Source organism: Pseudomonas sp. MT3, assembly GCF_054720805.1.
In genome coordinates this window covers 21,112-41,865 of record NZ_JBTVPY010000027.1, presented here as the reverse complement: position 1 = coordinate 41,865, position 20,754 = coordinate 21,112, and the positions used below count along the sequence as shown (strand labels likewise).

The window sequence follows — 20,754 nt, the reverse complement described above, 5'->3', positions numbered from 1 at the left end:
CTCTATCCCACACGCGCGTGCCGGCGGCAGGCAACGAGGTCCGGAATCGGACCCTGGCCTATCCGCCAACCTGGCGGTGGGACTGGCCCCGGAGCCGGCATAGCGTAGAGCCGACCCCGTAAACCAGGACCCCTGACCATGCACGATATCGACCCCGTGGAAACCCAGGAATGGCTGGACGCGCTGGAATCCGTACTGGAAAAGGAAGGTGAGGAGCGCGCCCACTACCTGATGACCCGCCTCGGTGAGCTGGCCAGCCGCACCGGCACCCAACTGCCCTACGCCATCACTACGCCCTACCGCAACACCATCCCGGTCACCCATGAAGCCCGCATGCCCGGCGACCTGTTCATGGAGCGCCGCATCCGCTCGCTGGTGCGCTGGAATGCCCTGGCGATGGTGATGCGCGCCAACCACAAGGACTCGTCGCTGGGTGGACACATCTCCACCTTCGCCTCCTCGGCGACCCTCTACGACATCGGCTTCAACTACTTCTTCAACGGCCCCACCGACGAACACGCCGGCGACCTGATCTACTTCCAGGGCCACGCGTGCCCCGGCATCTACGCCCGCGCCTATATCGAAGGCCTGCTGACGGACGAGCAACTGGTGAACTTCCGCCAGGAGGTGGACGGCAAGGGTCTCCCCTCCTACCCGCACCCGCGCCTGATGTCGCACTTCTGGCAGTTCCCGACCGTGTCGATGGGCCTGGGGCCGATCCAGGCGATCTACCAGGCGCGCTTCATGAAATACCTGGAAAGCCGCGGCTTCATTCCCGCCGGCAAGCAGAAGGTCTGGTGCTTCCTCGGCGATGGCGAAACCGATGAACCGGAATCCCTGGGCGCGATCTCCCTCGCCGGGCGCGAGAGGCTGGACAACCTGATCTTCGTGGTGAACTGCAACCTGCAGCGCCTCGACGGTCCGGTACGCGGCAACGGCAAGATCATCCAGGAGCTGGAAGGCGTATTCCGCGGCGCCAACTGGAACGTGATCAAGGTGATCTGGGGCCGCTTCTGGGACCCACTCTTCGCCAAGGACACCACCGGCCTCTTGCAGGCACGGATGGATGCGGCGGTGGACGGCGACTACCAGAACTACAAGGCCAAGGACGGCGCCTACGTCCGCGAGCATTTCTTCGGTACCCGGCCGGAGCTGCTGGAGATGGTCAAGGACCTCTCCGACGAGGAAATCTGGAAGCTCAACCGGGGCGGGCACGACCCCTACAAGGTCTACGCCGCCTACCATGCTGCGGTGAACCACACCGGCCAGCCCAGCGTGGTGCTGGCCAAGACCATCAAGGGCTACGGCACCGGCACCGGCGAAGCGAAGAACATCGCGCACAACATCCACGAGGTCGACGTCGACAGCCTGCGCGCCTTCCGCGACCGTTTCGACATCCCGATCAAGGACGCGGACCTCGCCAAGCTGCCCTTCTACCGCCCCGACGAAGGCAGTGCCGAAGCACGCTACCTGAAGGAGCGCCGCGCCTCCCTGGGCGGCTTCATGCCCCATCGCCACGGCAACAGCCAGCGCATCCCGGCACCGCCGCTGGAAACCTTGAAAGCCATGCTCGACGGTACCGGCGATCGCGAGATTTCCACCACGATGGCCTTCGTGCGGATCATCTCGCAACTGGTCAAGGACAAGGAGCTGGGCCCGCGCATCGTGCCGATCATCCCTGACGAAGCACGCACCTTCGGCATGGAAGGCATGTTCCGCCAGCTCGGCATCTACTCCTCGGTGGGCCAGCTCTACGAGCCGGTCGACAAGGAACAGCTGATGTTCTATCGCGAGGACAAGAAGGGCCAGATTCTCGAGGAAGGCATCACCGAAGCCGGCGGCATGTCGTCGTTCATCGCCGCCGGCACCGCCTACAGCAACTACCGCCAGCCGATGCTGCCGTTCTACATCTTCTACTCGATGTTCGGCTTCCAGCGCATCGGCGACCTGGCCTGGGCCGCCGGCGACAGCCTGACGCGCGGCTTCCTGCTCGGCGGCACCGCCGGGCGCACCACGCTCAACGGCGAGGGCCTGCAGCACGAGGACGGCCACAGCCACGTGCTGGCCTCGGTCATCCCCAACTGCCGCACCTACGACCCGACCTACTCCTACGAGCTGGCGGTGATCATCCAGGAGGGCGTGCGGCAGATGATGCAGGAGCAGCAGGAGGTCTTCTACTACATCACCGTGATGAACGAGAACTACCCGCACCCGCCGCTGCCCAAGGGTGTCGAGGCCGGGATCATCAAGGGCATGTACCTGCTCGACGAGGACAGGAAGGACGCGGCGCACCACGTGCAGTTGCTCGGCTCGGGCACCATCCTGCGCGAGGTCGAGGCCGCCGCGAGGATACTGCGCGAAGACTTCGGCATCGGCGCCGACGTCTGGTCGGTACCCAGCTTCAACGAACTGCGCCGCGACGGCCTGGCGGTGGAGCGCTGGAACCGTCTGCATCCGGGCCAGAAGCCCAGGCCCAGCTATGTCGAGCAATGCCTCTCCGGCCGGCGAGGGCCGGTGATCGCCTCCACCGACTACCTGAAGGTCTACGCCGAGCAGATCCGCCAGTGGGTACCGGGCAAGGAGTACAAGGTGCTGGGCACCGACGGCTTCGGCCGCAGCGACACCCGCGCCAAGCTCCGCCACTTCTTCGAGGTGGACCGTCACTGGGTGGTGCTGGCCGCGCTCGAAGCCCTGGCCGACCGTGGCGACCTCGAGCCGAAGGTGGTGGCCGAGGCCATCGCCAGGTTCGGCCTCGATCCCGAGAAACCCAACCCGCTGGATTGCTGAGGAGAGGCACGATGAGCGAGACCATCCGCGTACCCGACATCGGCAACGGCCAGGGCGAAGTCATCGAACTGCTGGTCAAGGTCGGCGACCGCGTGGAGGCCGAACAGAGCCTGCTGACGCTGGAGTCGGACAAGGCCAGCATGGAAATCCCCTGTCCCCGCGCCGGCGTGGTGAAAGCCATCAAGGTGAAGATCGGCGACACCCTCAAGGAAGGCGACGACATCCTCGAGCTGGAGGCCGAAGGCGGAGCCGCCGAAGCGCCGCCCCCCACTCCGCCCGCCGCCGCGGCTCCGAAACCGCCCGCAACGCCCGCAACACCCGAGCCCCGCCCCGCTGCCGGTGGCGGCGGCCTGGAAACCATCAAGGTCCCGGATATCGGCAACGGCCAGGGCGAGATCATCGAACTGATGGTCAAGGTCGGCGACCGCATCGAAGCCGACCAGAGCCTGCTGACCCTGGAATCCGACAAGGCCAGCATGGAAATCCCCGCGCCGAAAGCCGGCGTGGTGAAGGCGATCAAGGTGAAGATCGGCGACACGCTCAAGGAAGGCGACGACATCCTCGAGCTGGAAACCGAGGGTGGCGCGCCGGCCGCCAGCGCGCCCGCGGAACCGGCGCCGGCGGCGCAAGACACGCCCGCCGCAACACCGGCAACGGCACCCGCCCCTTCAGGTGGTGGCGTGGAAACCATCCGGGTGCCGGACATCGGCAATGGCGAGGGCCAGGTCATCGAACTGATGGTCAAGGCCGGCGACCGCATCGAGGCCGACCAGAGCCTGCTGACCCTGGAATCCGACAAGGCCAGCATGGAAATCCCCGCGCCGAAAGCCGGCGTGGTGAAGGCGCTCCAGGTGAAGATCGGCGACACCCTCAAGGAAGGCGATGCCATCCTCGAACTGGAAGTCGCCGGTGGCGCCGCGCCGGCCCAGGCTCAATCCCGGGTTCAGACGCCCAGCGCGGAGCAGCCCGTCGCCAGGGCCGAGCCGCCCAAGGCGCCGGACGTCTCCCCGGTGGGCGCGCCCAGCCGCGATGGCACCAAGGTCCATGCCGGTCCGGCGGTGCGCATGGTCGCCCGCGAGTTCGGTGTCGATCTCGCCCAGGTGAAAGGCACCGGTCCGAAAGACCGCATCCTCAAAGAGGACGTGCAGGCGTTCGTCAAAGAGCAGTTGCAACGCGGCAAGTCGGCGTCGGCCGGTACCACTGGCGGGGCTGGCATCCCGCCGATCCCGGAAGTCGACTTCAGCAAGTTCGGCGAAGTGGAAGAAGTCGCCATGACCCGCCTGATGCAGGTCGGCGCCGCCAACCTGCACCGCAGCTGGCTCAACGTGCCCCACGTCACCCAGTTCGAGTCCGCCGACATCACCGAGGCGGAAGCCTTCCGCATCGCGCAGAAAGCGGCGGCGGAAAAGGCCGGGACCAAGCTGACCATCCTGCCGATCCTGCTCAAGGCCTGCGCCCATCTGCTGCGCGAGCTGCCGGACTTCAACAGCTCCCTGGCTCCCAGCGGCAAGGCGCTGATCCGCAAGAAGTACGTGCACATCGGCTTCGCCGTGGACACCCCGGACGGCCTGCTGGTGCCGGTGATCCGCGACGTCGACCGGAAGAGCCTGCTGCAATTGGCCGCCGAGGCCGCCGAACTGGCGGAGAAGGCGCGGACCAAGAAGCTCTCCGCCGACGCCATGCAGGGCGCCTGCTTCACCATCTCCAGCCTGGGGCATATCGGCGGCACCGGCTTCACGCCGATCGTCAACGCGCCGGAAGTGACGATCCTCGGCGTCAGCAAGGCGGCGATACAGCCGGTGTGGGACGGCAAGGCCTTCCAGCCGCGCCTGATGCTGCCGCTATCGCTGTCCTACGACCACCGGGTGATCAACGGCGCGGCGGCGGCGCGGTTCACCCGCAGACTGGGTGAAGTGCTAGGGGATATTCGCAGCCTGCTGCTGTAGCGCCTTTCCGGGCGTTGTTCGCGAGCAAGCTCGCTCCTACGAAGAGCTGATCGTACATGCTCCCGTAGGAGCGGGCTTGCTCGCGAACCCATCACATCCGATCGAGCGGAATCCTCAAATAACGCACGCCGTTGTCCTCCGCCTCCGGCAGCACCCCACCGCGCATGTTCACCTGGATCGACGGCCAGATCAGCGCTGGCGCATGCAGCGTCGCGTCGCGCTGCCGGCGCATGGCGACGAAAGCCTCCTCGCCCACGCCATCGTGCACGTGCACGTTGTCCCTGCGCTGCCGCGCGACGGTGGTTTCGTACGCATGCTCCTGCCGATCCGGCGTCAGGTAGTCGTGGCACATGAACAGCCGGGTCTCGTCCGGCAGCGCGAACAATCGCTGGATCGAGCGGTACAGCTGGCGCGCATCGCCGCCTGGGAAGTCGCAGCGGGCGGTGCCGTAGTCGGGCATGAACAGGGTGTCGCCGACGAAGGCCGCATCGCCCACCCGGTAGGTCATGCACGCCGGCGTGTGGCCGGGGGTATGCAGCGCCTCGGCTTCCAGCTCACCAATGAAGAAACGCTCACCATCGCTGAACAGGTGGTCGAACTGGCTGCCGTCGCAGGGAAACGCCGCGCCCAGGTTGAGCAACCCGGCGAAGGTGTGCTGCACCGGCGCAATGGCTGCGCCGATGGCCAGCCGCCCGCCCAGTTCGTCCTTGAGCCAGGCCGAGGCGGACAGGTGATCGGCGTGCAGGTGGGTCTCCAGCAGCCACTCCACCGTCAGCCCCTGTTCGCGCACGTAGTCGCGGATGCTCCGGGCATTGCCGTAACCGATGCGTCCGGCGGCGGCATCGTAGTCGAGCACCGGGTCGACGATGGCGCAGCGCCCGGTGCCGGGGTCGGCCACCACATAGCTGTAGGTGGAGGTGGCCGGATCGAAGAAGGGTTGGAGAGTGGCGCTCATGCGGGTCTCCTCGTCGCGTCGCGTTGCCATTCGTAGCCGGCGTGCAGGCCCACGCCCGCCAGCATGGCCAGGCAGAACAGCGCGCCCTGCCAGTAGCCGGCGGCAACGGTCACCAGCGCCGGTCCCGGACAGATGCCGGCAATCCCCCAGCCGACTCCGAACAACAGGCTTCCGCCGATCAGTTGGCCATCCAGATCGCGCCGCGTGGGCAACTGCATGGCCCCACCCAGCAGCGCGCGATCATGCCGCCGCGCCCAGGCGAAGAACGGCAGCGCCACGCCGATGGCGGCCGCCATCACCAGCGCCAGCGACGGGTCCCAGCGCCCGGCGAGATCGAGGAAACCCAGCACCTTCGCCGGATTGGCCAGCCCCGACAGCAGCAGGCCGACGCCGAACAGCAGCCCGGCCAGAAACGCGACGATCTTGCCCATGTCTCAGCCTCCCAGCAGGTGACGCAGGATGAACACGGTGGTGAAGCCGGTGCCCATGAAGCACAGCGTCGCCACCAGGGAGCGGCCGGACAGCCGCGACAGGCCACAGACGCCATGCCCGCTGGTACAGCCGGAGCCGAAGCGGCTGCCGACGCCGACCAGCAACCCCGCCACCAGCAAGGTCGCCCAGCCGGCGTCGAAGCGAATCTCCGGCAGCGGCCGCAGCAGCGCCCACAGCAGCGGCGCCGCCAGCAGGCCGAGCAGGAACAGTGATCCCTCCCCGCCCCACGCGGCGCGCTTGAACAGGCCGCCGAGCAAACCGCTGATGCCGGCGATACGGCCATCGAGCACGGCGAAGAGCCCCGCCGCCAGCCCGATCAACGCGCCACCGGCCAGGGCGCTCCAGGGTGTGAAGCTGGTCCAGTCGATCATTTCGCTGCCTCCGCGCAGAACAGCCGGTACAGCGTCTCGATCACCGCCAGCGCCTGCTGGCTGGCAATGCGGTAGTAGACCTGCTTGCCCTCGCGGCGGGTTTCCACCAGTTCCTCGCGGCGCAGCACCGCCAACTGCTGCGACAGGGTCGGCTGGGCGATGCCGGTGCGGGCTTCCAGCTCGCCGACGTTCAGCTCGCCCTGGGCCAACTGGCAGAGCAGCATCAGGCGGTCGGTGTTGGCCAGCGCCTTGAGCAGCTGGCAGGCGGATTCGGCGGATTGATGCAGACGCAGCGCGTCGGCGGGGTCGAGCGTGGTGGCGGTCATGGGAACGGTCTACCAATAAATAATCTATATTTTTATATATTGTTTTTCGTGCCCTGACCAGCCCCTCGGGCCTTTCTCAGATCAGCGGCTGCTCGTACCGCCAGGCATCGGCAGCGTCTGCGTAGAACCCCCGGATATGGCCGGAGCGCCGATAACCCCGCCATTCGTAGAGGCCGATGGCAACACTGTTATCGACGCGCACTGCAAGCCGCAGCACGTTGCAGCCGTGCCGCGCGGCGAACAGTTCCGCCTGCTCCAGCAGGCCACCGCCCAGCCCCCCCTGCGCCAGCATCGACCTCGAACCGCTGCAGCCCATCGCCCGCCAGCTGTTCGAGGCCTTCCCCTGCCCGATCCTGCTGGTGGACTTCCGCCGCACCGATGCCTGGCCTATCGCCGGTGCGCCCCCCGGCGCCCTGCACTAGCTGCGGGAGAACCATCGCCGACGCCCTCGACCGCTTCAGCCGGCGCGTCTGGCGCAGCCCAACTCGCGGTGCCTGGCGCGCTATGACCTGGCCATCCTGATCGCCATCGTCGTCTTCGGCACCGCGATCAACTATTTCGACCACCGCATGAGGCCGCGCGAGGTGCGCGAGCAGGCGAAACGCAAGACTCAGCCGAAGCGCACGCAGTAGATCGGCGGCAGGTTCGCCGAGAGGCATTGCCAATGGTCGCCACCATTCTCCGACAGCCACAGCCCACCGGTGGTGGAGCCCATCGCCAGGCACACACCGTCGTCGTCCACCGCCAGGCCGTGGCGGTACACCAGGTCGAATGCCGGGCCTTGCGGCAGTCCGCCGACCAGCACCTCGAAACTGGCGCCGCCATCGCGGGTACGGGTAACCACGAAGCGGCCGTCCACCGGCACCCGGCATTCGTCCTTCACCGCCGGGACGAACCAGGCGGTATCCGGCTGGGTCGGGTGCGCCGCGACGGCGAAGCCGAAGCTGGAGGGTTTGACCGGCACATCGTGCCAGCGCGCGCCGCCATCGGCGGAGGTGAAGATGCCGTTGTGGTGCTGCACCCACAGGCGGTCGGGTTGCGCCGGGCACTGCACCAGGCGGTGCGGGTCCTGGATGGCGCCGTCCTCGCGCAGTTCCGGCGGCATGTAGTCGGCGTACATGCCCGCCGTGGTGTTGCGCCAGTTGGCGCCGCCGTCGTCGCTCTGCCAGACGCCGCCGCAGGACACCCCCACGGTCAGGTGCTGGCTGTCGCGCGGATCCACGCTGACCGAGTGGATGCCCGGCCAGTCGTAGCCGCCGCCGAACCAGCGGGCGCGCTCGGGGCGGTCCCATAGCGAACGATTCAGCTCCCAGCTGTCGCCAGCGTCGGCGCTGCGGAACAGCCCGCCGGGAATGGTCCCGGCCCAGAGCACGCCCGGTTCGCTGGCGCCGCCAGTCTCCAGGCACCAGATCTGTTGCAGGGTCCAGGGCGCGGGCGGGGCATCGCCCTCCTTCGGGGTCGGCAATGGGTCCGGCTGCGGCGGGTAGACCGGCACGGCGACCTCCTGCCAGGCCTCGCCGGGACGCTGGCGCCACAGCTTGCAGCCGAAGTGGCCGAGGTTGAGGGCGGCGTAGAGGGTTTCGTCGCGGGGATCGGCCAGCACCATGCTCAGGGGCTCGCCGATAAATTCGCGGCGCGCCTCCTGCCAGCCGTTCGCGCCACGCTGGAAGGTGAACAGCCCCTTGCGGGTCGCCACCAGCAGTCGATCGTCCATTTCCGCCTCCTAACCGCCGCTCAGGGCCTGGACCACGTAGACCTCACTGTCCGCCGCCAGCGCATCGCTGAGGCGGGCGCGGTCGCGCAGGCGCAGGCCGTCGATGAATATCGTCAGGTGCCGGCGCAGCCCGCCCTGGTCGTCCAGCAGGTAGCCGCGCAGGGCCGGCGCCTCGGCGAATACCGTCTCCAGCGCCGCGCGCAACGTCGGCGCCGCCAGCTCGCGTTCCTCCAGTGCGACGTGGCGCTGGATCGAGGGAGCGAAGACGATGCGGCACATGGGCGGGCCCGATACTGACGAACGGTGCTCCCAGTGTAAGAGAGGCACACCCCCCCATCGGAGCACGCGACCAACTGCACTCTATCCCCCGCGATACCTCTGGCACGGCGCTCGTAGCGACGGGGCCTCGGCATTCAGTTTCGATTTTTCAAAACCAAGCATCTTGAAAATCACATTTAATAAACGCATGTGCCTGTGCGAGGCTGCTTCCAACGTCAGCCAACTCGTCCCCCATGCATCTGCTCGTTTCGCCCGCACCGCTGGAACCCGTCGCCGCCCGCAAGGCCGGCAGCGTCGTCCGCCTGCCGCGCAAACATGCCCGCTGGCTCGAACTGCAACCGCTGACCCTGCCTCTCGAACTGGCCTTCTGGGCGCTCTGGCATTGCCGCCATGCGCGTCCACCGGATAGCGCCAACCGCTGACGGGCCGCCGCGCCCGAACTCCATCGACGGAACTACGCTCAAGGAAGGCCCGACGCCCTCCCCCGAACCAGACGTAGCCCGTCGCATCGCTTGCCTGCCTTTATCTCCGCACTCCAGGTGCGGCCCTGGCCTGCAGGTCGTCAGCGCATCCGGCTGGATGCTAACGAGAGCCCCATGAATTTCGCCTCCGTGCAAGAAGCCCACACCTTCCTGGCCCAGAACCCCGATATCGAGATGGTCGAGCTGTTCATCCTCGACGCCAACGGCGTGCCACGCGGCAAGCTGCTGCACCGCGAGGAACTGCTCGCCGTGTACCAGTCCGGCCGGCCACTGCCGAGCACCATCCTCGGCCTGACCGTGCACGGTGAGGATGTCGAGGATTCCGGGCTGGTCTGGGACGTGGGCGACATCGACTGCCGCGCCTACCCGCTGGCCGGCAGCCTGGTGCGCATGCCCTGGCGGCAGATTCCCACGGCGGCGGTGCAGGTCAGCATGCACCCCGAGCAAGGCAAGCCGGCGGACATCGCCGACCCGCGCCATGTCCTGATCCACGTGATCGACGGCCTCAAGGCCGCTGGCTACCACCCGGTGATGGCCTGCGAGCTGGAGTTCTACCTGCTGGACGCCAAGCGCGACGCCAACGGCCGCCCGCAACCGGCGCTGGATGCCGACGGCGGCCGCCCGCGCGCCACCCAGGTCTACGGCCTGCGCGAGCTGGAACAGATCGAGCCCTTCCTCGCCGACCTCTATGCTGCGTGCAAGGCTCAGGGCATTCCGGCGCGCACGGCAATTTCCGAATACGCGCCGGGCCAGGTGGAAATCACCCTGGAGCACGGCGACGCGCTCACCGCGATGGACCAGGCGGTGCGCTACAAGCGCCTGGTCAAAGGCGTGGCGCACAAGCACGGGATGCAGGCGTGCTTCATGGCCAAGCCGTTCGACGACCTGGCCGGCACCGGCATGCACATGCACGTGTCGCTGGCCGATGCCGAGGGCAACAACCTGTTCGCCAGCGAGGACCCTGCCGGCACGCCGCTGCTGCGCCAATCCGTGGGCGGCATGCTGAAAAGCCTGCTCGACTCGCTGCTGCTGTTCTGCCCCAACGCCAACTCCTACCGTCGCTTCCAGGCCAACAGCTATGCGCCGCTGGCGCCGACCTGGGGCTGCGACAACCGCACCGTGAGCCTGCGCGTACCCGGCGGACCGGCCCATACCCGCCACGTGGAGCACCGTATCTGCGGCGCCGACGCCAACCCCTACCTGGCTGCCGCGGCGATCCTCGCCGGCATCCATCGCGGCATCCGCGAGGAGATCGACCCGGGCGCGCCGGTGGAAGGCAACGGCTATGCCCAGGCCAAGGAACTGCTGCCCACCGACTGGCTCACCTCGCTGCGCGCGCTGGAGCGTTCCAGCTGGGCGCGGGATGCGCTGGGGCACGAGTTCCTTGGCGTGTACCTGAAGGTCAAGCAGGCCGAATATCGCCAGTTCATGGGCGAAGTCGGCGAGCAGGATTGGCGCTGGTATCTGACGCAGGCGTGAGGGCGCGCCGTTGAGCCTCGCGCTCATGAGCCCCTCACCCCAGCCCTGGCTGCGCTCCCCGCTCCTGAGGGAGAGGGGGCCGACCGTGCCGAGATGAGTTTTTCGCTCACTGAAGCAGCCGGCGATAACCGAATTTACAGCCCACACCGGACTGTCCCCTCTCCCTCTGGGAGAGGGTTAGGGTGAGGGAAAACGAACAACAACAGGAACACCGAAATGAACGCTGCACTGAACCCCGCCACGCCCGCCCCCGAGCGCGCGAAGTCCTACTACTCCGCGAGCCTCAACGAAGAGACCGGCTACCCCACGCTGCAAGGCGAGGTGAGCGTCGACATCGCCATCATCGGCGGCGGCTTCACCGGCGTCGCCACCGCCGTGGAACTGGCCGAGCGCGGCTACAAGGTGGCCATCGTCGAGACCAACAAGGTCGGCTGGGGCGCCAGCGGGCGCAACGGCGGGCAGGTCACCGGCAGCCTCTCGGGCGACGCCGCGATGGAGAAGCAGATGCGCCAGTGGCTGGGCGACGACGTCGACGACTTCATCTGGCACCTGCGCTGGCGCGGCCACGAGATCATCAAGAGCCGCGTGGAGAAGTACGGCATCCAGTGCGACTTGAAGTTCGGCCACCTGCACGCGGCGATGAAGCAGTCGCACATGGACGAGCTGAAGGCCACCTTCGACGACGCCAAGCGCCGTGGCATGGGCGACGAGATCAGCCTGCTGGACGGCGCCGGCGTGCGCGCGCACCTGGAGAGCGACCTCTACTGCGGCGCCATCAAGAACACCCGCAACATGCACCTGCACCCGCTCAACCTGTGTATCGGCGAAGCCAAGGCCGCCGCCAGCCTGGGCACGCTGATCTTCGAGCACTCCGAAGTGCTGGACATCGTCCACGGCCCGCGCCCGGCGGTAGTCACCAAGGGAGGGCGGATCAACGCATCGCAAGTCATGCTGGCCGGCGACGTCTACCACAAGCTGGAGCGCAAGCAGCTCAAGGGCATGATCTTCCCGGCCATGGGCGGCATCGTCACCACCAGGCCGCTGGGCGAGCTGGCCAAGCGCATCAACCCGCAGGACCTGGCGGTCTACGACTGCCGCTTCGTGCTCGACTACTACCGCATGACCGGAGACGGCCGCCTGCTGTTCGGCGGCGGCGCCAACTACTCCGGCCGCGACTCGCGCGACATCGCCGGCGAACTGCGCCCGTGCATCGAACGCACCTTCCCGGCGCTCAAGGGCGTGGACATCGAGTTCCAGTGGAGCTGCGCCATGGGCATTGTGATGAACCGCATCCCGCAACTGGGCAAGTTGTCGGAGAACGTCTGGTACTGCCAGGGCTACTCCGGCCACGGCGTGGCGACCACCCACATCATGGGCGAGATCATGGCCACGGCGATGACCGGCGACCTGGAGAAGTTCGACACCTTCGCCCAGTGCAAGCACATCCGCGTGCCCATGGGCGACGTGTTCGGCAACCCGATGCTGGCCGCGGGCATGTGGTACTACCAGATGATGGAGAAGCTGCGCTGATAGCAGATTGCGAGGCCAACCTGTAGGAGCGAGCTTGCTCGCGAACGGGCTCCGCAGCGGGGCGGAATTCGCGAGCAAGCTCGCTCCTACGGGGGCTTCTCCGTCACCATCGCCGCAGCGACTTGCGCATCACGAAACGCCAGGAAACAGGCGCCCAGTGCGCCCGTACCCGCAGCCACTCGACACCACCGCCGCGCTCAGGGATAAAGGCTCCACTTCGAAATTGGAGTGAGCCATGCGTTTCCCCTCGATGACCGCCCTGCGCGTGCTCGACGCCGTTGCCCGCCTGGGCAGCCTGTCCGGCGCGGCCAGCGAACTGAGCCTGACCCGCAGCGCCGTCAGCCACCAGTTGCACAGCCTGGAAGACTGCCTGGGCATCGCCCTCACCGAACGGGTCGGCCGCGGCATCGCGCTGACCTACCACGGCGAATGCTTCGCCCGCGAAACCCAGCGCGCCCTGGCGATCCTCAACGAGGCGCGGCGCTTCGCCAATGCCGAGGAAGTGGCCGGCCGCCTGTGCGTGAGCTGCACGCCGGGCTTCGCCACCTACTGGCTGTGCCACCAGATCGGCAAGTTCCAGCGCGCCCACCCGCAGGTGGAACTGAACCTGGTCTCGCCCCGGATTCCCGACGACGTCACCAACCGCGATGTCGACCTGTTCATCGCCTACGGCGTGGGCGACTGGCCGGACCTGCATGTGGAGCTGATCGCCACCCTCGACACCTTCCCGGTGTGCAGCCCGTCGCTGCTCAACTCGGTGGGCGGCCTGGACTCGCCGGAAGATCTCGCCAGCCTGCCCTTCCTGCACATGGTCGATCACTCCGACTGGCTGCTCTGGGCCGCCGCGGCCGGGGTGCGCGACCTCAACGTGCGCAACGGTATCGTCTTCTCCGACGCCCACCTGGTGCAGTCGGCGGCCATCGCCGGACAAGGCGTGGCAATGGGCGACGCACTGGTCAGCGGCGATGCGATGGCCAAGGGGCAACTGGTGCGGCTGTTCAACGTCGCCATCGAGCCGCCCAACCGCTACTACTTCGTCACCGACCCGGCGAAGACCGAACGCCCCGACGTGCGGGCTTTCAAGGCCTGGATGAAGGCCGAACTGCGCATGTCCGAGCAGTTCCGCCAGGGCGGTCGCAATGTCCTGATTGGTGAATAATTTCGAACAATAAGGGAGAAAAAACGCGATTGAAGCGGAGAGAGTTTTAACAATACTGCATTAAAAAAAGGCCGCTGATTTTTACCCCGATCCTCACCCGGCGGCTGCTCGAACAAGAACAAGAAATCGAGGTAAATGCAGTGGAGCGACAGCCCCAACTACGTGCGATCGGCATCGGCAAGAGCTACGGCAGTTTCAACGCGCTGGACAACGTGTCCATCGACATCCGCCAGGGCGAGTTCCTCACCCTCCTCGGGCCTTCGGGCTCCGGCAAGACCACCTTCCTGATGATCCTCGCCGGCTTCCAGGACCCGTCCCGCGGCAAGCTCGAAGAGGGCGGCGCCGACATCACCAAACGCCCTGCCGAGAAGCGCAACTTCGGCATGGTGTTCCAGGGCTACGCCCTGTTCCCGCACATGAGTATCGAGGACAACGTCGCCTTCCCGCTGAAGATCCGTGGCGTGAAGGCCGAGGAACGCAACCGTCGCGTGCGCCACATGCTCGAAGTGGTCGGCCTCGGCGAGCACCTGGGCAAGCGCCCCGGCGAGCTCTCCGGCGGCCAGCAGCAACGCGTGGCCATCGCCCGCGCACTGGTGTTCGAGCCAGACATGCTGCTGCTCGACGAACCCCTCTCGGCGCTGGACAAGAACCTGCGCGAGCAGCTGCAGGCCGAACTGCAGCGCATCCACCGCCAGGTCGGCACCACCTTCGTCTTCGTCACCCACGACCAGAACGAAGCCCTCGCCCTGTCCACCCGCATCGCCATCTTCAACCGTGGCCAACTGGCCCAGGTCGACGACCCGCAGACCATCTACAACCAGCCGAGCAACCGCTTCGTCGCCGAGTTCCTCGGCAAGATGAACCTGTTCCCGCTGAGCCAGGTGGGCCGCGCCGGCGAACTGGCCTGCGGACGCTTCGGCGAGGCCGAGCTGCGCGCCGGCTACTCCCCGGCCGTGCAGGCCGAAGCACCGCTGCTGGCCGTGCGTCCGGAACACATGCAGCTGCATAGCGTGCCGCCGCAGGTGAACGGCCACAACGTGGTGCAGGCGGTGCTCACCGCCAAGACCTACCAGGGCGCCAGCACCGAGCTGTGCCTGGGTGCCGGCAGCGAGGGCAAGCAACCGATGAGCCTGGCCGTGCACGCCGACCACCAGGCCTCGCGCCTGGAACAGGGCGCCAAGGTCTGGCTGAGCTGGCCCATCGAGAAAAGCCTGCTGATCGCCTGAGTCGCCGAGCGCGTTCGTCCCCTATTCGCCATCCCACCTGATCGGGAGCTGCACCCATGTTCAATCCGAAAGAGTTCAATCCTCACCAGCAAGACTGCATCGAAGTCCTCATCGAAAAGACCCGCCGCGGGCAGATCGACCGCCGCACCTTCCTCAAGGGTATGGGCCTGATGGCCGCCCTGCCGCTGGCCTTGCGCAGCGGCGTGAGCTTCGCCGCCGGCGACAAGCCGCTGGTGGTGGTGAACTGGGGCGGCGACGCCATCAAGGCGTTCGGCAAGGCCTGGACCGAGGGCTTCTCCAAGGCCACCGGCATCCCGGTGAAGATCGACGGCAGCGGCCCCACCGAAGGCGCCATCCGCACCCAGCTGTCCAGCGGCCGGGTGAGCTGGGACGTGGTCGACGCGGAAAGCTCGATCCTGCAGAACCTGGGCAAGGAAGGCCTGGTACAGGCCATCGACTACAACGTCGTCTCGAAGGACAAGGTGCTGCCCGGCTTCGCCTACGAATACGGCATCGCCGACTACATGCTCAGCTACGTGATCGCCTACGACAGCGAGCGCTTCGGCGACAAGGCGCCCAAGACCTGGGCCGACTTCTGGGACGTGAAGACCTTCCCCGGCAAGCGCACCCTCTACAAGTGGATGAACGGCATGCTCGAGGCCGCGCTGCTGGCCGACGGCGTGACGCCGGACAAGCTCTACCCGCTGGACGTGGCGCGCGCCATGAACAAGATCGAGGAGCTCAAACCCCACGTGCTGGCCTTCTGGGGCTCGGGCGCGGAGACCCAGCAACTGCTGATCGAGGGCGAAGTGTCCATGGGCGCCATCTGGAACACCCGCGCCCAGGTGATCACCGAGGACAGCGAAGGCCGCATCAAGTGGACCTTCGACAACGCCCTGCTGGGCTGCAGCAACTGGGGCGTGCTCAAGGGCAACCCGGCCGGCACCGAGGCGGCCATGAAGTTCATCGCCTACGCCCAGGACCCGCAGTCCCAGGTGGAACTGTTCAAGATGTTCGGCAACGGCCCGGCCAACCCCGCCGCCGCCGCGCTGATCCCGGACGACCGCAAGCACCTGAACTGCACCGACCCGGCCAACCTGCCCAAGCAGATCATGCTCAGCCACGAGTGGTACACCGACCACTACGCGGCAACCCTGGAGCAGTACCTGACCCACATTTCCAAGTGACGCGGAGCGCAGGTCATGGCCGATAACGCCCCCTCGCGGCTCAAGCTGGGCGCCCTGCTGCTGCCGCTGCCGGTGGTTCTGATCGTGTTCTACGTACTGCCCTTCCTCGGCGTGCTCGGCTGGAGCGTGACCCTGCCAGAGCCGGGGATCGAGCAGTACCAGCGGATCATGACGGACCCGGCGATCCACGACGTGCTCTGGCGGACCTTCCGCCTGTGCACCACGGTCAGCGTGATCTCCCTGCTGATCGCCTACCTGATGGCCTACTGCTGGGTCTACAGCCCGCCGCGCTGGCAGCGCGTAGTGGAGATCTGCGTGTTCATCCCGTTCTGGCTGTCGGTGCTGGTGCGCGCGTTCGGCTGGCTGATCGCCCTGCGCAGCAACGGTCTGCTCAACGACTGGCTGCAGTACCTGGGCATCACCAGCGAGCCCTTGCAGCTCACCCGCAACGAGATGGGCGTGGTGATCGGCATGGTGCATTTCATGGTGCCCTTCGCACTGTTCCCGCTGGTGTCGACCATGCGCCGCCTGGACCCGCGCGTGCTGCTGGCCGCGCGCGGCCTGGGCGCAGGGCAGATGCGCACCTTCTGGAGCATCTTCGTGCCGCAGACCATCCCCGGCATCCTCGGCGCCTTCATCATCGTCTTCGTGTTCTGCCTGGGCTTCTTCATCACCCCGGCGATCCTCGGCGGCGGGCAGACCGTGATGGTGGCCGAGTACGTCTACCTGCAGATGTTCCAGACCAGCAACTGGGGCCTGGGCGCCGCGCTCTCGGTGGTGCTGCTGGCGCTGGTCAGCGGGATGATCTGGGCGCTGCTGCGCATGACCCGCGTCGACAAGCTGGTGGGATAAGGAGCCGTAGAAATGAACGCACACGAAACCAAGGCCCCCAGCCGCCTGCTGGCAACGATGGCGATGATCTTCATGGTCTTCCCGCTGCTGGCGGTGATCCCGGTGTCCTTCACCAGCAAGCGCTTCCTGTCGATGCCCAACGGCAACTGGTCGCTGCGCCACTACCAGGCGCTGCTGGACAGCCCGGAATGGCTCTCGGCAATCGGCCAGAGCCTGATGGTCGCCACCGCCACCTGCATCATCGCCACCGCGCTGGCGGTGAGCTTCAGCCTCGGCATCTGGTACCTGCGCTCGCGCCTGGCGACCCTGCTGATCGGCCTGGTGCTGCTGCCCATGGCGATCCCGCCGATGATCTCGGCGATGGTCCTGTACTTCATGGAAACCAAGGTCAGCCAGTTCGCCCCCGGCCTGGGCTATGACACCCTGTTCGGCCTGACCATCGCGCACATCGTGATGGTCGTGCCCTACGGCGTGGTGACCATGCTGGTGGCGCTGAGCCAACTGGACCGGCGCATCGAGCTGGCCGCGCGCAACCTCGGCGCGAGCCTGGGCCAGACCACCTTCATGGTGGTGCTGCCGAACCTCAAGCTGGGCGTGGCGAGCACGGCGCTGCTGTGCTTTGCGCTGTCCTGGGAAGAGATCGCAGTGACCCTGTTCGTCACCAGCACCGAGGTCAACACCCTGCCGCGGCAGATCTGGTCCGGCCTGCGCGACAACATCGACCCGGCCGTGGCGGCCATTTCGGTGGTGCTGATCGCCCTGACCTTCGTTGCGCTGGTCGGGCGGATGGTTGCCCAGAAATTGGCGGCGCGGCCGGTGGGGAACTGAGGACTTGATCTGTAGGAGCAAGCTTGCTCGCGAACCAGCTTCCCGGCAGCTCTTACGCTGAGCAATTCGCGAGCAAGCTCGCTCCTACGAAAGCCTCTCTTCAGACGGATCACTCCGCCTTCTTGCGAATCCAGTACAGGTAGGTCCCCGCTTCTTCCTGCTGCTCCACCAGCTCGTGGCCGAGGAAGACGCAGAACTTGGGGATGTCACGGCGGGTGGACGGGTCGGTGGCGATCACCTTGAGCAGGCCGCCGGCCGGCAGGTCGCGCACCTTGTTGTGCAGCATCATGACCGGCTCGGGGCAGTTCAGGCCGGTGGCGTCGAGAATCGCGTCGACAGGCTGGGACATCGCTTAACTCCAGAAAAACCAATGACGTATTCTCGCGCAAAGCGCACCGTGCGGTCACCCCGCGTCCGTCCGGGTCACCGAACCTTGGTTGGGGGAAGGCGCCGCGGGTGCCGGGCATGCTGGCGCATCCGCCCCCACCCTTCCCGACAGGAGTCTCGATGCGCGCCCTTCTCTGCCTGTGCCTTGCGCTGCTCGCCGGCTGCGCCGCCCGCGACCAGGTTCCCGACTTCAACGCCAGCGCCGGCCAGGACCTGCCCGCCACCTGGTTCGAGGCGGTGATCGTCGCCCGCGACGGCACGAAGCTCTCCGCCACCGTATTCCAGCCCGCGCTGAAAACCGGCGAAACCGCCCCGCTGGTCGTCCATACCCACGGCTGGGGCGGCTGGCGGGTCACCGGGCCGGACGGTTACTACGGCAAGACCATGATGTCCGGCCGCGCCGCGCTGCGCGCCTGGAAGGCCGGCTTCTGGGTGGTCAGCTACGACCAGCGCGGCTGGGGCGGCAGCGACGGGCGCATCGAGATGATGAACCCGCAGTTCGAGGTGCAGGACGCCAGCGCGGTGATCGACTGGGCGGCCACTCACCTGCCGCGGATGGTCATGGACGGCCCGAACGATCCGCGCGTCGGCATGCTCGGCGAAAGCTACGGCGGCGCCGTGCAGTTGCTGGCCTCGGCGGACGATCCACGGATCGACGCCATCGTCCCCATCGCCACCTGGTACGACCTGGCCGATGCCCTGGCACCGGACGGCCAGTTGAAGATCGGCTGGGGCGGCGTGCTGGTGAGCCTGGGGCTGGCCACCGGCTACGACCTGGGCAAGTTCGTCCAGGCCGATTACCTGCACACCACCGGCGGGCGCATGGCCGCGCCGGTGCAAGCCGAACTGCACGCCAACAGCCTTGCCAGCTATTGCGCGGCGGGCCGCCGGCCCCACGCCGATGCCCTGCTGATCCAGGGCCTGCGCGATACGCTGTTCCCGCTGGACCAGGGCCTGCAGATCCGCCAGTGCCTGAAACAGGGCCCGGCGGACGTGCGCCTGCTGGGCATGCAGGGCGGGCACATCCTGCCACCGCCCCTGCAGGCCTGGAGCGGGCTGCCGCCGTTCAACAACGAGCCGGTGATCCACTGCGGCTCGCGGGCGATCAACCTCTACACCGGCATCGTCGCCTGGTACGAGGAAAAGCTGCGCCAGCGTCCCGGCGCCGCCGACGGCGTGCCGGACCTGTGCATCAGCCTGGACCTGGACCAGGGCCTGGCGCTGGACGACCTGCCGCCGCCCGGCCCTACCGTGACGCTGCCAGCCACGGCCATCCGCCCGGCAGTGAGCGGCCTGCTGCAACCCTCCCGCTTCATTCCCCTGCAACGTGTCAGCGAGCACAGCGCCCTGCTCGGCAGCGCCGAAGTGCACCTCAGCCAGCCGCTGGCCGGGCGCCCCGACGCGCAGGTGTTCGCGGCTCTGGCGATCCGCAGCGCGGATGGCCGTACCCGGCGCCTGGACGAACAGGTGAAACCGCTGGCGAACCAGGGCAGCACGCGGCTGAACGCCGTCAGCGCCAGCCTCGCGCCGGGGGATGAGATTGGGTTGCTGGTGAGCGGGTTCAGCGACCAGTACCTGTTCAACAGCTCCTGGCGGCTATCCCCCGTGGAATTGCAGGGTGAAGTACAACTGCCCAGCCTCGTCCCGCTGCAGCCCCGCGTTGCCGTGCACCCGTAACCGCTCTGCCGTGCGGTTCGCGAGCAAGCTCGCCTACAGGACGAGCTCGGTGCGCTCGTTGTAGGAGCGAGCTTGCTCGCGAACAGAGGCGCGCCGACGCTCCCGCATGACAACTAACGCAAAGGCCCGTCCGGCGCCTCGTCCAGCTGCGCCAACAGCATCGGCTCCCCATCCCCCTCGACTGGCAGCAACGCCCACTGCTCCTTCTGGCCCAACCGGCGATAGCTCTGCTTCACCTGGCTGCCCAGCGGCAGCGGCGCCTTGAAGTGCGCGTCCAGCCGCACGTTCTCCGCCAACCGACGGCCGGTCAGGCTGCGTGCCAGCCCCCACATGCCGTGGGCGAAGGGTTTGCCGAAGCCATAGTGCGAGGCCATCAGCCGCGACAGGTGCAACGGGTTGAAGTCGCCGCTCAGTCCGGCGTAGCGCCAGCCAACGATCTTCGGTACGCGCCACTGCACGCCCGCGTGGATCGGCGCCTCCAGGGTATGCCACTGGGCCCGCTCCGGCAGTGGGTCGGGCGCGGCGCCGGGGTCGAGGAAGTCGCCACGGCGCAGGTAGGTGGTGATCGACTGCCAGTAGAGCATGTCGTGGTGCCAGGCCTCGGTGAGTACGTCCACCTCCAGGCCCAGCGCGCTGCGCCGGCTGGTGAGGATGCGGCAGTCGAACTGCAGCGGCTCGTGCTCGTCGAGCAGGCGGTAGCGCTGGATATGGCTGCGCAAGTGGATGAGCCCGAGCACCGACAGCGGCATGCGCGAGCGGCTGAGCAGGCGCAGGTGCAACGGCAGGCTAATCACCTGCGGATAGAGCAGCGGCACGCCCAGCGCCGGATCGAGGCCGAAGTGCTCGCGGTAGGCGCGCAAGTGGCGCAGATCGAAATGCAGGGTGCGGCTGTCCATCGCCAGGTAGGGGACGCGTTCGCCCTGGCCCAGGCCACGGCGCGGCAGCAGCATGCGGCTGTAACTGCCCAGCAGGGAGGGCAACTTTCGCTTCACGAAGGTCTCCGCAAGGATTCGCGCCGCACAGCATGGGCCAAGGCGGCGCGCCGCGACAAGTCACCGAAGGTCGGGTGGCGCGGCC

General features: G+C 67.3%; 20 protein-coding genes and 1 pseudogene. 12 read left to right on the top strand and 9 right to left on the bottom strand.

What is annotated here, in order from left to right; translation table 11 throughout:
• Positions 1-138: 138 nt before the first annotated feature.
• Positions 139-2,787 carry a pyruvate dehydrogenase (acetyl-transferring), homodimeric type gene (gene aceE, locus ACYCAX_RS22860; RefSeq protein ID WP_015477728.1) on the top strand — a complete coding sequence of 883 codons (2,649 nt, stop codon included), beginning with the start codon at positions 139-141 and terminating at the stop codon, positions 2,785-2,787.
• Positions 2,788-2,798: 11 nt separating this feature from the next.
• Entirely contained in the window at positions 2,799-4,733 is a 1,935-nt protein-coding gene (aceF, locus tag ACYCAX_RS22855; protein ID WP_460248897.1) for a dihydrolipoyllysine-residue acetyltransferase, read from the top strand.
• A gap of 91 nt (positions 4,734-4,824) precedes the next feature.
• Here aceF and ACYCAX_RS22850 read toward each other — a convergent pair whose 3' ends face one another.
• From ACYCAX_RS22850 to ACYCAX_RS22830, 5 genes are all read right to left on the bottom strand, one after another.
• Positions 4,825-5,688 (bottom strand): MBL fold metallo-hydrolase, encoded by an 864-nt coding sequence (locus ACYCAX_RS22850; RefSeq protein WP_015477730.1) that lies wholly within the window; start codon positions 5,686-5,688, stop codon positions 4,825-4,827.
• Positions 5,685-6,119, bottom strand: coding sequence for a DUF6691 family protein (locus ACYCAX_RS22845; protein ID WP_015477731.1), 435 nt, complete (start codon positions 6,117-6,119; stop codon positions 5,685-5,687). The genes ACYCAX_RS22850 and ACYCAX_RS22845 overlap by 4 nt, the downstream gene beginning before the upstream one ends.
• A gap of 3 nt (positions 6,120-6,122) precedes the next feature.
• Entirely contained in the window at positions 6,123-6,551 is a 429-nt protein-coding gene (locus tag ACYCAX_RS22840; protein WP_015477732.1) for a YeeE/YedE family protein, read from the bottom strand.
• Positions 6,548-6,877, bottom strand: a complete 330-nt coding sequence (locus tag ACYCAX_RS22835; RefSeq protein WP_294980146.1) for an ArsR/SmtB family transcription factor — start codon at positions 6,875-6,877, stop codon at positions 6,548-6,550. The genes ACYCAX_RS22840 and ACYCAX_RS22835 overlap by 4 nt, the downstream gene beginning before the upstream one ends.
• Positions 6,878-6,953: 76 nt before the next feature.
• Positions 6,954-7,169, bottom strand: coding sequence for a GNAT family N-acetyltransferase (locus ACYCAX_RS22830; protein ID WP_460248896.1), 216 nt, complete (start codon positions 7,167-7,169; stop codon positions 6,954-6,956).
• 4 nt (positions 7,170-7,173) lie between these two features.
• Here ACYCAX_RS22830 and ACYCAX_RS22825 point away from each other — a divergent pair.
• Positions 7,174-7,398 (top strand): annotated as a pseudogene (locus ACYCAX_RS22825) (RimK-like ATPgrasp N-terminal domain-containing protein); the annotation flags it as partial.
• Between the two features lie 89 nt (positions 7,399-7,487).
• Here the strand turns inward: ACYCAX_RS22825 and ACYCAX_RS22820 are convergent.
• Complete coding sequence (locus tag ACYCAX_RS22820) at positions 7,488-8,591, bottom strand: WD40/YVTN/BNR-like repeat-containing protein (RefSeq protein WP_294980142.1); 1,104 nt, start codon at positions 8,589-8,591, stop codon at positions 7,488-7,490.
• A gap of 9 nt (positions 8,592-8,600) precedes the next feature.
• The gene (locus ACYCAX_RS22815; RefSeq protein WP_015477735.1) at positions 8,601-8,870 is read right to left on the bottom strand and encodes a ubiquitin family protein; all 270 of its coding nucleotides are present in this window, start codon (positions 8,868-8,870) and stop codon (positions 8,601-8,603) included.
• A 233-nt stretch (positions 8,871-9,103) separates the two neighbouring features.
• On the opposite strand from ACYCAX_RS22815, the gene ACYCAX_RS22810 reads away from it, so the two are divergent.
• The 8 genes from ACYCAX_RS22810 to ACYCAX_RS22775 all read left to right on the top strand — a co-directional run bounded on the left by ACYCAX_RS22810 (position 9,104) and on the right by ACYCAX_RS22775 (position 17,613).
• A complete protein-coding gene (locus ACYCAX_RS22810; RefSeq protein WP_015477736.1) occupies positions 9,104-9,292 on the top strand; it encodes a hypothetical protein in 189 nt (62 codons plus the stop codon).
• Positions 9,293-9,466: 174 nt separating this feature from the next.
• Positions 9,467-10,831, top strand: coding sequence for a glutamine synthetase family protein (locus ACYCAX_RS22805; protein WP_294980139.1), 1,365 nt, complete (start codon positions 9,467-9,469; stop codon positions 10,829-10,831).
• Between the two features lie 216 nt (positions 10,832-11,047).
• Positions 11,048-12,361, top strand: coding sequence for an NAD(P)/FAD-dependent oxidoreductase (locus tag ACYCAX_RS22800; RefSeq protein WP_294980137.1), 1,314 nt, complete (start codon positions 11,048-11,050; stop codon positions 12,359-12,361).
• 235 nt (positions 12,362-12,596) lie between these two features.
• Positions 12,597-13,520, top strand: a complete 924-nt coding sequence (locus ACYCAX_RS22795; protein WP_294979413.1) for a LysR substrate-binding domain-containing protein — start codon at positions 12,597-12,599, stop codon at positions 13,518-13,520.
• Positions 13,521-13,660: 140 nt separating this feature from the next.
• The gene (locus tag ACYCAX_RS22790; protein ID WP_015477740.1) at positions 13,661-14,746 is read left to right on the top strand and encodes an ABC transporter ATP-binding protein; all 1,086 of its coding nucleotides are present in this window, start codon (positions 13,661-13,663) and stop codon (positions 14,744-14,746) included.
• A 56-nt stretch (positions 14,747-14,802) separates the two neighbouring features.
• Entirely contained in the window at positions 14,803-15,933 is a 1,131-nt protein-coding gene (locus tag ACYCAX_RS22785; RefSeq protein WP_460248894.1) for an ABC transporter substrate-binding protein, read from the top strand.
• 15 nt (positions 15,934-15,948) lie between these two features.
• On the top strand, positions 15,949-16,785 hold the full coding sequence (locus ACYCAX_RS22780; RefSeq protein ID WP_460248893.1) for an ABC transporter permease: 837 nt from the start codon (positions 15,949-15,951) through the stop codon (positions 16,783-16,785).
• A gap of 12 nt (positions 16,786-16,797) precedes the next feature.
• Positions 16,798-17,613 (top strand): ABC transporter permease, encoded by an 816-nt coding sequence (locus tag ACYCAX_RS22775; protein WP_015477743.1) that lies wholly within the window; start codon positions 16,798-16,800, stop codon positions 17,611-17,613.
• 109 nt (positions 17,614-17,722) lie between these two features.
• Here ACYCAX_RS22775 and tusA read toward each other — a convergent pair whose 3' ends face one another.
• On the bottom strand, positions 17,723-17,962 hold the full coding sequence (gene tusA, locus ACYCAX_RS22770; protein ID WP_015477744.1) for a sulfurtransferase TusA: 240 nt from the start codon (positions 17,960-17,962) through the stop codon (positions 17,723-17,725).
• A 158-nt stretch (positions 17,963-18,120) separates the two neighbouring features.
• Here tusA and ACYCAX_RS22765 point away from each other — a divergent pair, with 158 nt between their 5' ends.
• Positions 18,121-19,677, top strand: a complete 1,557-nt coding sequence (locus ACYCAX_RS22765; protein WP_460248892.1) for an alpha/beta hydrolase — start codon at positions 18,121-18,123, stop codon at positions 19,675-19,677.
• A 113-nt stretch (positions 19,678-19,790) separates the two neighbouring features.
• Here ACYCAX_RS22765 and ACYCAX_RS22760 read toward each other — a convergent pair whose 3' ends face one another.
• Positions 19,791-20,669, bottom strand: a complete 879-nt coding sequence (locus ACYCAX_RS22760; RefSeq protein WP_015477746.1) for a MaoC family dehydratase — start codon at positions 20,667-20,669, stop codon at positions 19,791-19,793.
• Positions 20,670-20,754: the final 85 nt, after the last annotated feature.